At 66.2% G+C, this 13,503-nt stretch carries 14 protein-coding genes and 1 pseudogene; 9 read left to right on the top strand and 6 right to left on the bottom strand.

The annotated features are described in order from the left end of the window. Window position 1 precedes the first annotated feature (1 nt). Window positions 2-994, bottom strand: a complete 993-nt coding sequence (locus SJY11_RS12180; RefSeq protein WP_376986885.1) for a hypothetical protein — start codon at window positions 992-994, stop codon at window positions 2-4. A 52-nt stretch (window positions 995-1,046) separates the two neighbouring features. On the opposite strand from SJY11_RS12180, the gene radC reads away from it, so the two are divergent. Beyond that, entirely contained in the window at window positions 1,047-1,757 is a 711-nt protein-coding gene (radC, locus tag SJY11_RS12175; RefSeq protein ID WP_236840413.1) for a RadC family protein, read from the top strand. A 35-nt stretch (window positions 1,758-1,792) separates the two neighbouring features. Here radC and SJY11_RS12170 read toward each other — a convergent pair whose 3' ends face one another. Beyond that, window positions 1,793-2,032, bottom strand: a complete 240-nt coding sequence (locus SJY11_RS12170; RefSeq protein ID WP_376986884.1) for a hypothetical protein — start codon at window positions 2,030-2,032, stop codon at window positions 1,793-1,795. A gap of 172 nt (window positions 2,033-2,204) precedes the next feature. Here SJY11_RS12170 and SJY11_RS12165 point away from each other — a divergent pair, with 172 nt between their 5' ends. Then, window positions 2,205-3,323 carry a baeRF11 domain-containing protein gene (locus tag SJY11_RS12165; RefSeq protein WP_376986883.1) on the top strand — a complete coding sequence of 373 codons (1,119 nt, stop codon included), beginning with the start codon at window positions 2,205-2,207 and terminating at the stop codon, window positions 3,321-3,323. Between the two features lie 274 nt (window positions 3,324-3,597). Here the strand turns inward: SJY11_RS12165 and SJY11_RS12160 are convergent, their stop codons facing one another. Next, a complete protein-coding gene (locus SJY11_RS12160; RefSeq protein WP_376986882.1) occupies window positions 3,598-3,891 on the bottom strand; it encodes a hypothetical protein in 294 nt (97 codons plus the stop codon). Window positions 3,892-4,105: 214 nt separating this feature from the next. Between SJY11_RS12160 and SJY11_RS12155 the strand changes: the two genes are divergently transcribed. The 5 genes from SJY11_RS12155 (at window position 4,106) to SJY11_RS12135 (ending at window position 10,635) form a co-directional block, all read left to right on the top strand. Next, complete coding sequence (locus SJY11_RS12155; protein ID WP_376986881.1) at window positions 4,106-5,521, top strand: circularly permuted type 2 ATP-grasp protein; 1,416 nt, start codon at window positions 4,106-4,108, stop codon at window positions 5,519-5,521. 73 nt (window positions 5,522-5,594) lie between these two features. Then, window positions 5,595-6,536, top strand: a complete 942-nt coding sequence (locus SJY11_RS12150; RefSeq protein ID WP_376989315.1) for an alpha-E domain-containing protein — start codon at window positions 5,595-5,597, stop codon at window positions 6,534-6,536. Window positions 6,537-6,622: 86 nt separating this feature from the next. After that, on the top strand, window positions 6,623-7,450 hold the full coding sequence (locus SJY11_RS12145; RefSeq protein WP_376986880.1) for a transglutaminase family protein: 828 nt from the start codon (window positions 6,623-6,625) through the stop codon (window positions 7,448-7,450). A gap of 107 nt (window positions 7,451-7,557) precedes the next feature. Beyond that, on the top strand, window positions 7,558-8,307 hold the full coding sequence (locus tag SJY11_RS12140; RefSeq protein WP_376989314.1) for a proteasome-type protease: 750 nt from the start codon (window positions 7,558-7,560) through the stop codon (window positions 8,305-8,307). A gap of 102 nt (window positions 8,308-8,409) precedes the next feature. Next, entirely contained in the window at window positions 8,410-10,635 is a 2,226-nt protein-coding gene (locus SJY11_RS12135; protein WP_376986878.1) for a putative bifunctional diguanylate cyclase/phosphodiesterase, read from the top strand. A gap of 30 nt (window positions 10,636-10,665) precedes the next feature. On the opposite strand, the gene SJY11_RS12130 is transcribed toward SJY11_RS12135, so the two are convergent. Continuing rightward, window positions 10,666-11,265 carry an exopolysaccharide biosynthesis protein gene (locus tag SJY11_RS12130; RefSeq protein ID WP_326909438.1) on the bottom strand — a complete coding sequence of 200 codons (600 nt, stop codon included), beginning with the start codon at window positions 11,263-11,265 and terminating at the stop codon, window positions 10,666-10,668. 79 nt (window positions 11,266-11,344) lie between these two features. Next, window positions 11,345-11,614 carry an usg protein gene (locus tag SJY11_RS12125; RefSeq protein WP_376986877.1) on the bottom strand — a complete coding sequence of 90 codons (270 nt, stop codon included), beginning with the start codon at window positions 11,612-11,614 and terminating at the stop codon, window positions 11,345-11,347. Between the two features lie 156 nt (window positions 11,615-11,770). On the opposite strand from SJY11_RS12125, the gene bcsS reads away from it, so the two are divergent. Further along, the gene (gene bcsS, locus SJY11_RS12120; RefSeq protein WP_376986876.1) at window positions 11,771-12,529 is read left to right on the top strand and encodes a cellulose biosynthesis protein BcsS; all 759 of its coding nucleotides are present in this window, start codon (window positions 11,771-11,773) and stop codon (window positions 12,527-12,529) included. Between the two features lie 12 nt (window positions 12,530-12,541). Here the strand turns inward: bcsS and SJY11_RS12115 are convergent, their stop codons facing one another. After that, a complete protein-coding gene (locus SJY11_RS12115; RefSeq protein WP_376986875.1) occupies window positions 12,542-13,276 on the bottom strand; it encodes an SDR family NAD(P)-dependent oxidoreductase in 735 nt (244 codons plus the stop codon). A 79-nt stretch (window positions 13,277-13,355) separates the two neighbouring features. On the opposite strand from SJY11_RS12115, the pseudogene SJY11_RS12110 reads away from it, so the two are divergent. Further along, window positions 13,356-13,496 (top strand): annotated as a pseudogene (locus tag SJY11_RS12110) (DUF2256 domain-containing protein); the annotation flags it as partial. Window positions 13,497-13,503: the final 7 nt, after the last annotated feature.

The raw sequence follows: 13,503 nt of genomic DNA, 5'->3' as shown, positions 1-13,503 counted from the left end.
CTCAGGAACCGATCGCCTGCTCGAAGGCCGCGGCGAAACGCTTGGTCGCGTTCTCGCGCGCATGCAGTTCGTCGAACCAATCGTCGGCATGGGCCTTCTTCCTGAGATCGACGTAGATGACGGCGCCGCTGGACCCGTCGGCAAACTGCTTCAGCCGACTGTTGAAGGCATCGATCATCACCTTGATCACGGCCTTGCACAGAGGGGCCTTGTAGACCGGATCGAGCCCGCGGAAGGTCATCGCATTCCCGAGCCAGTGTCCGTTCTGCTGCGGGATCACGTAGTCGTAGCCGTGTATGACCAACTTCGTCTTTGGCAACTCGCGCACGACGATCTTCAGCAACTCCCGATAGTGCCCCATGACGCGATCGAGCGCGTCCACGAACAGGTCGTTGATGTACCACGACGCGTCGCTGGGATCGGCGTGGCCGACATCGAATTGCCTCAGGAAGAGCTCGAGTTTGCCGCCGCCGACGATGTCGTTGCCACCACCCGAAAACAGGAAATGCTTGAAGGCCTTGGTTCGCAACGGCTTCACGAATTGCTTGGCGGCAATCATGCCTTCGAGCGTGTCGCCCCATTGCGCCAGCGTGACGACCGCATGCCGCTCTCCCAGGAAATCGACCAGCGTTCGCGGGTAGATGAAGGGAAGATCGAACCAGGAGTCGCCCTCGGCGAGAATGGTGGCGCCCGCCTCGGCCGCAGCGATCGCCTCGCCGCTCGTAACGGCCTTTCGCGCGAAGAACGGGCCGGGCACGGCGTGGCGCAGGGTAGCGGAGCTGCGACCAATGTCTCGCGCCAGTGCGGACGCCAGAACACTGGCCGAGCCCCGCAGTGCGGTCACATTGACGGTTTTGGGATTGAACCGGACCGCCGGCTCGAACGGCGTGCCGGCAGCATCGTCCGGCAGAAAGTAGCGTCCGGCGGCTTCGGCTGTCAGCGTCCCGGCTTCGGCTTGGGCAAGCAACTGTGATAGTGAGAGCTTCACGACCATCTCAATCCCTCCGGATTGTGCTTTCCAACGATCAAATCAGACGCTGCGAAACGTGTCAAAAAGAAAGAATGCCGACGGAGAACACAACCAGGAGCCGCATTATCTCGGCCATCGCGAGCGGCTGCGCACCCGCTTTCAGGAGGCGGGCGCCGACACCCTGCCCGATTACGAACTGCTCGAACTGCTGCTCTTCCGCTCGATCCCGCAGCGCGACGTCAAGCCGCTCGCCAAGGAGCTGATCGCGCGCTTCGGCTCCTTCGCCGAGGTGCTCGGTGCCCCGGCGGCACGGCTGACCGAGGTCAAGGGCATCGGCGAGGGCGTCGCGCTCGATCTGAAGGTGGTCGAGGCAGCCCTGCAGCGCATGGCCAGGGGTGCCGTCACGCGGCGCACCGTGCTGTCCTCCTGGTCTGCGGTGCTCGACTACTGCCGCACGACCATGGCCTTCGCCGAGCGCGAGCAGTTCCGGCTGCTCTTCCTCGACAAGAAGAACGCCGTCATCGCCGACGAGGTGCAGCAGACCGGCACGGTCGACCACACCCCGGTCTACCCGCGCGAGGTCGTGAGGCGCGCCCTTGAACTCTCCGCCTCGGCGATCATCCTGGTCCACAACCACCCCTCGGGCGACCCGACGCCCTCGGCCGCCGACGTCAAGATGACCCGCGAACTCGTTGATATCGCGAAGCCCTTGGGCATCGCGATCCACGACCACGTCATCGTCGGCCGCGACGGCCATGCGAGCTTCCGCGGGCTGGGGCTGATCTAGGCCCCGCCTTCGCCGCCCCTCGGGCGGCGCTGGCGTCAGGCGACGCGGGCGGAATAGCGATTGACCAGCGAGCGCAGGCGCGGCGGAAAATCCGGGCGGCGGGTCAGGTTCAGGAGATTGCCGTAGACCGGCTCGTAGAACTCCACCACATATTGGTTGAGGTAGAAAATCATGCAGACCCCGGAACTCCCGTCGGCGCGCTGATATCCGGGCCTGTCGTTGGGCATGCGATCGATACAGCCATCGCCCCGCCGCTTGGGGTCCATGTCGTTCATCCACAGCTGGACACCCGCAAGAACCATCCGACTTCTGGCGCTCTGATGGGTTGGGCGCAATTGCTGCATGGTACTCGCTAAAAACGAGTTTGCAGGACCTCGAAATGCACGTCGTGCCGTGTTACCGGAGCTGCGCCACAAATGTAATCCCGCTGTCGTTCAAGGAAGTGACATGCTTCACACCCACATTCCGACGTCTTACGATATCGAAAAGATCGCAGCCGTCCGTGCGACGCCGGCCCTTTCTATCTATCTGCGGACGACACCGGTGACGCAAGATGCGAAGAGTGACCGCATTGCGTTGAAGAATCTGCTGAAAACCGCGCTTGATGAGATGACAGCGGCTGGTATCGACAAACGCAGCATTGCGCCCATCGAGAGCTATGTCACTGACCTAATCGATGATGATGATTTTTGGGCCACGCAAGCCAACAGTCTCGCGATCTTCGCGACACCCGAACGCTTGTTCACCTATCAACTCGGCAACCATGTGACCAATCTCGCTGAGGTGTCAGACAGATTTCACCTGAAGCCGTTGCTGCGCGCCGTCACTTTTCCGCACCATGCCTATGTTCTTGCGATCAGCATGGGTGCAGTGCGGTTAATCGAGGTTACCGCGGACAGTGCGCCGCGAGAGGTTACCGTGCCTGGCCTACCCAAAAGCATGGCGGACGCACTTGGCCGGCGTAGCCATCTGGAACGCTCCGGTGATATGAGCAGTGCCGGGGAAGGCAGTGAGAATGCTTTGCTTACACGGTATAGCCGCGCGGTCGACAAGGCCCTAAATCCCGTGCTCACGGGTCGCCAGCGTCCTCTCATCGTGGCTGCAGCCGAGCCCCTTGCCTCGGTGTTCCGCCACGTCTCCAGCTACCACAACATCGCAGCTGAAGTGATCCCCGGAAGCGCCGACCATACCCCGGACCATGAACTGGCCAGCGCCGCGCGCGCGGTGCTCGATACCCTCTACGCTGGGGAAATCGCGGCCTTCGCTGATCTATACGCCCGGCGGGCGCGGCAGGATCGCGCGACCGCCGACATTGCCAAGGCTGCGGCAGCGGCCACCCATGGTGCCATCGATACGTTGATCGTGGATATGGATGCGGTCATTTCAGGCTCGATTGACGACGACGGCGTCGTCACATTCGACAAAGCGCCGGACGCCAAGAACTATGGTGTGGTCGATGAGATCGCGCGCCGGACCATGCAGGCCGGCGGCCGGGTGATTGCCGCGCGGCGTGATAACATTCCAGAAAAAGCTGATCTCGCCGCGATCCTCCGCTACGCCTTCTGACAATGAAGCGTCACCGTCAGCATGTTCTGGCGGTGACGTTTAGCAGGTCAAGGAAAAAGGCTCTTCTCATGGGGAGCTTGGCGTGATTCCGTCGTCTTGAGAGATGACGGAGTGGTTAGATGCGCGGTTCGGCCGATAACGCCGGGCTGGGTCTTTCCCGAGCATTGTCGGTAGTTTCTGAGCTGGACACCCGCAAAAACCTATCGGGGTGCCCGACAAGCTACGTCACCTACGAATTTGATTCCGCTCTGTTCTCGTTCTGATTCTGTGGCGTTCATGGCACCTCGGGCAGTTTGCGAGGACGCCGAAGGTTTTTGCGGGTGTCCAGCTCGAACATCTTGATCCGCGCCTTCGTCTTCGGCCCGATGATGCCGTCGGTCGCGAGAAGCTGCCTGGCTCGCTCGCCGAACTGCCGGCGCTCGGCCGCAACCAACTCATGCGAGATCCAGAGGTTGAGATAGTATTGGACCAGGGTGACGTCGTCGCGATTATTGGCTCGGCCCGGGCCGACGCCCATCGTCACCGTGAAGAAGATCTGATCGTCACCGAAATCGAGAATCTTTGCCATCGTCGTTGTCCCTGCCCGCCCCTGCGAACCGCCTGGTTTCATGACGCTAGGGAACGGAGACGAGCGGCGCTGTTCCCGGCGGGACAGGCCCGTTTGAGCGTCGCCGGCATTTGCGCAAGGATTAGGCAACAGGCGGCGCACCCCTGACCATCGGCCCCCTTTCCGAACGCCTGCGAATGCGCATAGGCTGCTGAAAATGGGGAAAGAAGGCTGCATGGTCGCGTTCGACGAGATGACGGGGACGGAGGGCGACGTCCGGCAGGCCTATACGGCGCTGGACCGCTGGCTGAAGGAAGCGCCGCCGGAGATGCTGGCGCTGCGGCGCAGCCAGGCCGAACTCTTCTTCCGCCGCATCGGCATCACCTTCGCCGTCTATGGCGACGAGGAATCGACCGAGCGCCTGATCCCTTTCGACATCATCCCGCGCGTGCTCACCAAGCCGGAATGGACCAAGCTCGAGGCCGGCCTGCGCCAGCGGGTCACCGCGCTCAACATGTTCCTGGCCGATGTCTACGGCCCCAAGGAATGCATCAAGGCCGGCATCATCCCGGCCGACCTGGTCTATCGCAACGCCTGCTACCAGCTCGAAATGGTCGATTTCCAGGTGCCGCACGGCATCTACTGCCACATCGCCGGCATCGACATCGTCCGCGTCGATGCAGACACCTTCTATGTGCTGGAGGACAATGCCCGCACGCCGTCCGGCGTCTCCTACATGATGGAGAACCGCGAGGTGATGCTGCGGCTCTTCCCGGAGCTCTTCGCCACGCATCGCGTCGCGCCGGTCGACAACTATCCCGATCAGCTGCTGGCGACGCTGCGTTCGGTGGCGCCGCGCAGCGCGTCGTCAGACCCCAACATCTGCCTGCTGACGCCGGGCCAGTTCAACTCGGCCTTCTACGAGCACTCCTTCCTGGCCGACAAGCTCGGCGTCGAGCTGGTCGAGGGCTCGGACCTGCTGGTCAAGGACGACGTGGTCTACATGCGCACCACGCAGGGGCCCAAGCGCGTCGACGTCATCTACCGCCGCATCGACGACGACTTCATCGACCCGCTGGTCTTCCGCAGCGACTCGGTGCTCGGCGTTCCCGGGCTGATCGGCGCCTACAAGGCCGGCAACGTCACGCTCGCCAATGCGGTCGGCACCGGCGTCGCCGACGACAAGGCGGTCTACAGCTACATGCCCGAGATCGTGAAGTTCTTCACCGGCGAGGAGCCGATCCTGAAGAATGTACCGACCTGGCGCTGCCGCGAGCCGGAAGCCAACGCCTATGTGCTCGACAATCTCGAGCAGCTCGTCGTCAAGGAGGTCAACGGCTCGGGCGGCTACGGCATGCTGGTCGGCCCCCACGCCAACAAGGCGCAGATCGAGACCTTCCGCCGCAAGCTCAAGGCGAGCCCCGAAGGCTTCATCGCCCAGCCGACGCTGGCGCTCTCGACCTGCCCGACCTTCGTCGCCTCCGGCGTGGCTCCGCGCCATGTCGATCTGCGGCCCTATGTGCTGTCGGGCGCCAACGGCATCTCCTGCGTGCCGGGCGGCCTGACCCGCGTCGCCCTCAAGGAAGGCTCCCTCGTCGTGAACTCCAGCCAGGGCGGTGGCACCAAGGACACCTGGGTGCTCGATGCCTGATCTCGGCACCGGCTCCCTGTTCCACCGACCTGTCGATTCCTCCCGCCTCGTCGCCAGAAGGCCCGATCTGACTATGCTCTCGCGCACCGCCGACAGCCTCTACTGGGTCTCCCGCTACGTCGAGCGGGCGGAATACCTCGCCCGCATCCTCGACGCCACGATGCGCCTCTCCAACCTGCCCTCCTCCTATGGCGGCGCCGGCAGCGAATGGCAGAGCGCGGTCGCCACCGCAGGCTGCGACGAGGCCTTCGCCCAGGCCTATGGCGAGGCCAATGAGCGCAATGTCTGCGACTTCCTGACCTTCAACCCCGACAACCCCTCCTCGATCCGCAACTGCCTCGCGCTCGCCCGCTCCAATGCGCGCGGCGTCCGCACCGCGCTGACCTCGGAGATGTGGGATGCGCTCAACGGGGCCTGGCTGGAGCTGCAGCGCTTCGAGAAGAAGCGCATGGACCGCGAGGAGTTCGCCCGCTTCCTCGACTGGGTGAAGAACGTCTCGCTCGTCTTCGACGGCTCGGCCTACCGCACCATGCTGCGCGACGACGGCTACTGGTTCTCGCGGCTCGGCGTCTATGTCGAGCGCGCCGACAACACCGCCCGCATCCTCGACGTGAAGTACCATGTGCTGCTGCCGGCCAACGAGCAGGTCGGCGGGTCGCTCGACTATTTCCAGTGGACCACCGTGCTGCGCGAGGTCTCGGCGCTCACCGCGTATCACTGGGTCTATCGCGAGGCGGTGAAGCCGCTGCTGATCGCCGACCTCCTGATCCTCAACCGGCGCATGCCGCGCTCGCTGGCCGCCTGCTACGAGAACATCTCGCGCTTCCTCGACCTGCTCGGCGATTCCTATGGCCGCCAGGGCCCGGCCCAGCGCCAGGCGCGCAAGACGCTCGCCAATCTCTCGAGCACCAGCATCGACGACGTCTTCCAGCACGGGCTGCACGAATTCATCGAGGACTTCATCACCGAGAACAACCGGCTCGGCGGCACCATTTTCGAGCAGTACCTGCAGTGAACGGCCACAGCCGCCCGTCTCCGGGCGGCTGCGGCGACTGAGACCTCCGAAGACAGCAAAGCCCGACGCCTCCAGTTGCGATTGCCATGCGGATCAGGATTTCCCACACGATCGCCTACGTCTATGCCGAGCCGGCGCGGCATATCACGCAGATCCTGCGGCTGACCCCGCGCGACCATGATGGCCAGCACGTGATGAACTGGCGCATCGAGCCGACCATCGACGGGCGGCTGCGCGCGACGCAGGACCCCTTCGGCAACATCGTCCACACCTTCTCGGCCGACGGCCCGATCGCCGAGATGGCGATCCAGGTCGAGGGGCTGATCGAGACCACCGATCTCGCCGGCATCGTCCGCGGCGTCACCGAGCGCGTTCCGGTCGAGGTCTTCCGCCGCGACACGCTGCTGACGATGCGCGACGCGGCGCTCGCCGCCTTTGCGGAGGATGTCACCCGCGCGGCCGAAACGCCGCTGTCGAAGATGCATGCGCTGATGGACGCCCTGCACGAGACGCTGCCCTGCGTCGAAACCGGGCAGCGCACCGGCCTCGGCGCCGCCGCCGCCTTCGCCGCCGGGGAGAGCATCCCGCAGGACATGGCCCATGTCTTCATGACCTGCGCCCGCCAGCTCGACGTCCCGGCCCGCTACATCTCCGGCTATGTCGCCCAGTCCGACACCCTCCCCCATGCCAACGGCGCCCATGCCTGGGCGGAGGTCCATCTCGACGGCTATGGCTGGATCGGCTTCGACCCCGCCAACGGCCTGTGCCCGATCGACACTCATGTCCGCGTCGCGGCCGGGCTCGATTTCGCGGACGCGGCTCCCGTGCGCGGGGCGCGCAAGGGCGGCGATGGCGAGGCGCTCGCCGTGCGGGTCAGCGCCCGCAACGCCGACGGGCGCGCCGCGAACCAATAGCTCGCGCGCGCGGACAGCGAGGTCCGCCCGCGGCCTCATGGCTGGCGGGGCGTCCGGCGATGTGCGACGACAGCGCCACCCGCTTTCGCCAGACCAGGATCACCCCTTTGACCTATTGCGCCGGAATCCTCGTTCAGGACGGGCTCGTCATGATCGCCGATACCCGCACCAATGCGGGGCTCGACGACATCTCGACCTTCCGCAAGCTGCATGTCTTCTCCTGGCCGGGCGACCGCACCTTCGGGCTGATGACAGCCGGCAACCTCTCGGTCACACAGTCCGTGGTCAGCCTGCTGCATGAGGGACTGCCCAATCCGGAAACCGGCGAGAGCGACACCCTGCAGGGCGCGACCTCGATGTTCCGGGCGGCCCAGCTCGTCGGTCGCGCCATCCGCCATGTCAGGGCCGAGGACGGCCCGGCGCTGAAGGAAGCCGGCGTGAAGTTCGACGTCTCGATGCTGTTCGGCGGGCAGATCCGGGGCCAGCCGATGCGTCTGTTCATGATCTATGGCGCCGGCAATTTCATCGAATGCGGCATGGACGCGCCCTTCCTGCAGATCGGCGAGCACAAATACGGCAAACCGATCCTCAACCGTGCCATCACCTTCAAGACCCATCTCTACGATGCGCTCAAGGTCGGGCTGATCTCGATGGACTCGACGATGCGCTCCAATCTCGGCGTCGGGCTGCCCATCGATCTGCTCGTGATGCGCCGCGACGCCGACGAACCGGAACTGACCCGCCGCATCGAGGCGGGAGAACCCTACTTCCATGATCTGCGCGAACGCTGGTCGGCGGCGCTTCGCGCGGCCCATACGGCGATCCCCAGACCGCCCTACGAGCCCGCGAAGGATTGAGAAAGACCCGCCGAGATAGCTCGACGATGCTCAGATGCGTCAACGGGATATCAAGACATCCCTGCGATGGTTCGGCTCAACTTGGCCGCTCCAGGACCTCTGATGTCGTCGCCTTCCGTCGGAAAATTGACCAACGCCGACGCATCCGCCCGGATGCTGAGGAGTTCGGTCGCGACATTGGGCTGCGCTTTCATCATGGTGATGGCGGCGGCCGTCGCCGTCGTCCTCGCGATCACCAGTGACGCAAACCGCCTCGAGGCCGAGCGGCAGCGCGACCGCATCGACGCCGCGATCGAGAGCCAGGTCCGCCTGCGCGAACTCCGCTTCCAGAGCCTGACAGCCGCAGGCGATCTGCAGGTGCCCTTTGCCGGCCATGATCCGCTGGGCGCGCTGCAGGCGACGCTGGGGCGCCTCGGCAGCCGCTTTCTGGAATTCGACGGCGCCTATGTCGTCGGCGCCTCTGGCATCGTCTTCGCCGGGATCGAGGGGGACAGTCCCTCGGGGCAGACCGGCTATGAGGGACTGAGACATTTCAGCCCGGCGCTTCCCGGAGGCTCGAAGATCGAGCCGGCGCTGCGCAAGCTGCCCGACCTGCGCGGCGGGCCGGGCATGACGTCCTGGTCTCTGACCCATGACGGCTTCGACACCATCAGCGTGATGATGATGGAGGTGCCCGCGCGTCCGGGTTCGCTTGCGCACCTGCTGGGCCCCATCCGGATCGTCGGCTATCGCCGGGTCACCAGCACCATGCTGGCCGAGCTGTCGCATCGCTATCGGGTTGCCAATATTCGCATCGTCAGCGAGATGCCGGCCGATCCTCTGTCCCGGCGCGCGATTCCGGCCCCCGATGGCGGCGTGCGGGCCTGGCTCAGCTGGACTCCCGAGCGGCCGGGCGACGCGATGCTGCGCCAGTTCGTCTGGGCTCTTTCGGGCGTCGGCATTCTCTTCGCCGGCATCTTCGCCTTCGTCGTGCAGAGGCTGCGCGGCGCGGCGCAGCAGATCGCCATCCGCGAAAGCCAGATCCAGCGCCTCGCCGGCCAGGACGAGCTGTCGCTCCTGCCCAACCGCCGCACCTTCGACCTCCGCCTGGACCAGGAACTCGCGCACAGCGCCCGCAGCGGCAAGGGCCTGGCGGTCATGCTGATCGACCTCGATCGCTTCAAGGCGGTGAACGACACTTATGGCCACACCGCCGGCGACGAGTTGATCCGGCAGGTCGCCCAGCGGCTCTCCCGGCTGGTCCGGAGCGGCGACACGGTCGCGCGCATCGGCGGCGACGAATTCGGCATCATCCAGACCCATGCCAACTTCCCCGCCGGCTGCGCCGCGCTCGGGGAGCGCATCCTGGAGGCCCTCACCGAGCCCTTCGTGATCATGGGCGTGGCGACGACGATCGGCTGCTCGATCGGCATCGCGCTCGCCCCCGAGGATGCGACGGATCGCGAGGTCCTGCTGCGGCTGGCCGACACCGCGCTCTACCAATCGAAGAACGGCGGCCGCAACCGCTACTCCTTCTTCGAGGCGCAGATGAACCGCACGCTGGCCCTCAAGCGCATGGTCGAGGAGGATCTGCGCCGCGCCATCGAGAACGACGAATTGCTGCTGCATTACCAGCCGCAGGTCTCCGTCGACGGCGCCACCATCGTCGGCGTCGAGGCGCTGGTGCGCTGGAACCATCCCGAGCACGGCATGGTGCCGCCCTCCGAGTTCATCGGCATCGCCGAGGAGCGGGGCCTGATCGTGCCGCTGAGCGAATGGGTGCTGCGCCAGGCCTGCAAGGAGGCGAAGCGCTGGGAGGGCATCCGCCTCGCCGTCAACGTCTCGCCGATCCAGTTCCGCCACAAGGACTTCGTCGCCAACGTCATCCGCGTCCTCGACGAGACGGGCTTCGATCCGAGCCGGCTCGAGCTCGAACTGACCGAAGGCGTGGTCGTCGACGATGCCGACGCCGCCGAGGCCGCGATGATGGATCTGCGCGCGCACGGAGTCTGCCTGGCGCTGGACGATTTCGGCACCGGCTATTCGAGCCTGATCTATCTGCGGCGCTTCGCCTTCGACAAGATCAAGATCGACCGCTCCTTCCTGGAATACATGGAGACGACGGGCGAATCCGCGATCCTCGTCCACTCGATCGCCCATCTCGGCCGCGCGCTCGGCCTGCGGGTCTGCGCCGAGGGCGTCGAGACCGCCGAGCAGCACCGCTTCCTGCAGGCCATCGGCTGCCACGAGCTGCAGGGCTTCCTGTTCTCGAAGGGCGTCCCGGCCGAGGAGATCGACGCCCTGCTTTCGCGCGAAAAGCCCTTCGCCACCGTTCTGGCCGCCGCCTGAGAACGACACCCGGCCCAGGCGCGACCGGGTTCAGAACAACAGCCCGTGGATCCCGCTGAAGATCGCATAGGCGAAGCCGGCACTCAGCACGAGCCCGACGGCACCGAACGCCGCACCCGCGATGATCAGCAGGCCGTCGCGCTCGACCAGGCCGAGCCCGACGAGGCAGACCGCGAGGCCGAGCGGGATCTGCCCGATGAAGGGGGCGGCGACGACGAGCCCGAGCGCCAGCACCAGGATCAGGAGCCCGATCACGGGGATGGCATAGCGGCTGCCGAGCACGGTCAGCCTCGGCCGCGAGATCCGCTCCAGCCGGACCAGCAGCGGCACCGCCCGGTCCACCGCCCGCGTCAGCACCGGCTTGCCGATGCTGCGTGACAGCAGCGCGGGCGGCAGCCAGGGAATGACGCGGCCCGTCAGCATCTGAATGGCGACGAAGATCAGGACGAGGCCGCAGACCAGCGGGATCGGCGGCGGCATCGGCAGACAGTTCGGCAGGCCGAGCAGCACGACGAGCAGAGCATAGGCGCGGTCCTTCAGCGCGGCGACGATCGAACCGATCGCGATGCGGTCCCCCGGCAGCGCCGCCAGCGCCGTCAGAATCCCGGAGGTGCGTAGGGGTGATGACAAGAGACCGGGCCGGGCCGTGGCAGGACCAGCGGCCTAGCACGCGGCGCGCGCCGTCAACAAGCGGGGCCGACGCGGGAGCTCAATGCAGGGTCAGCACGCCGTCGATGTTGACGATCTCGGCCGGGCGGATCAGCCGCGAATGTGCGACCGTCACCGAATGCAGCGGCCCCTCCAGTTCGCGTTCCCAGAAATCGAGGAAGTCGCGCAGCACCGGAAAGCGCGGCGCCAGATCGTAGTTCTGCCAGATATAACTCTGCAGCACATGGCGGTGATCCGGCATCCGGTACAGGATCGTCGCGGTCGTCAGACCATATCCCGCCAATTGGCGCATGAAGTCCGTCGTGATCATCTGCCTCTCCCCTCGTCGGTGAACGCTGAAAGCTGAGCCGGATCCGATCCCCAGGCTGCGCCCGCTTGGTTAATAAAAACTTGCAAGTCCAGGTTGCAGCTGTTGCAATCATCCCGGCGCCGCCTGGCGGGCCGCGCCCGTCCGGGATGTGCGTGCGTGGCGTATGCAGGGTCGATCGCGGGGAGCGCGATGCTGGCCGCCGTCCTGACGGCGGGGCTGGCCGGAGGCGCTGTCGCGCAGGAGGCCGAAACCGAGGGCGAGGCGGAGGAGCGCGCGGCTCTCTCCACCGTCCTGTTCGGCTCCCTCGAGGCCGGCCCGGCCAAGACCTTCGTTTCGCTCGGCATGAAGAAGGCGCTGACCGGCGCCCTCGCCGGCAGCGGTTTCCGCATGCTGCTCAAGGTCGGCGGCGCACAGGAGCAGGCGCAGCGGCAGCGCCCGCACGGCCTGGCCTACAAGAGCGAGTCGCAGGCGCTGATCGGCTATGAATGGCGCATCGGCGACAGCTTCCTGTCGCTCTATGCCGGCTCCGACTACGAGGGTGAGCAGCGTGAGGAGCCACGTGCCACCGTCACCACCCACCGTTATGGCGCGCGACTGCAGGGCGACCTCTGGATGACGCCGGTGCCGGGCATGATGCTGCACGCCAGCGCCTATGCCTCGACGCTCGACGGAAGGCTCTGGGGCCGCGCCGCGCCCGGCTGGCTGTTGCCGCGGGGATGGCTGTCGCAGGATGTCTATGCCGGACCGGAGGTCGAGGCCTACCGTGCCCGCGACTACACCAAGCTGAGACTCGGCCTGCACCTGACGGGCCTGCGCCTGTTCGGCGTCGTCTGGCGCCTCTCGGGTGGCTGGCAACGCACGAGCGACCGCCCGTCCGAAGCCTATGCCACGCTGGGCGTCCACTGGCTGCGCTGAAGCGCGCCCGCCCTACCCCTTTGTGCGCAGCGACGAGCGCCCGCCATCGACCCCGACGATCTGGCCGGTGATCCAGGAGGCCTCGTCGCTCACGAGCAGCGCGGCGAGCGGCGCGATATCCGCCGGCTCGCCCAGGCGCTGCAGCGGGTGCAGATCGGCGATCGCCTTCGCCATCGCCTCGTTGCCGGTGAGCGCGGCGGCGAGCGGCGTGCGGGTCAGCGAGGGCGCGATGCAGTTCACCCGGATGCGCGGCGCGAGTTCGGCCGCGAGCGCCAGCGTCAGCCCCTCGATCGCACCCTTCGCCATCGCGACCGAGGCATGGGCCGCGAAGCCCTGCGCGACCGCCACCGTCGAGAACAGCACGATGCCGGCCGTCCCCTCCGCCTGCTTCAGATGCGGCAGCGCCGCCTGAATCGCTTTCACAGCGCCGAGCGCGTTGACACTGAAATCCTTGAGGAAATCGGCTTCGGTCAGGCGCGCGACCGGCTTCAGGTTGATGGTGCCGACGGCATAGACCAGCCCCTTCAGCGCGCCGCCGCCGGAGGCTTCCTGAGTGGCCCGGGCAAAGGTCTCGGGTTCACCGACATCGCCCGCGGTGAAGCCCCCGCCGAGTTCCCCGGCCAGCGCCTCGAGCCGGGCGGCATCGCGCCCGACCAGATGCACGCCGAGCCCCTTGGCCCGGATAGCGCGCGCCACGGCGGAGCCGATGCCGCCGCTGCCGCCATAGATCAGGATCGTGTCGCTCATGCCGCTGCTCCAGAAAAGCCTGTCGACCGTATACGTCCGCACAGTCCCCTCTGGACCAGCGCAGCCGGAGCATCCCCACATGCCCAAGCCGATCCGCAAGGGCGACCTGCCCCAAAAGCCCTGTCAGGGCTGCGGCCGCCCCTTTGCCTGGCGCAAGAAATGGGCGCGGGTCTGGGACGAGGTGAAATACTGCTCCGAGCGCTGCCGACGGGAGCGGAGGCCGCAGC

Origin of the sequence: Allobosea sp. R86505 (genome assembly GCF_042466375.1) — a bacterium.
GTDB lineage: Bacteria > Pseudomonadota > Alphaproteobacteria > Rhizobiales > Beijerinckiaceae > Allobosea.
Note: the sequence above shows the minus strand (reverse complement) of the source record. Positions and strands in the feature narration are given on the sequence as shown.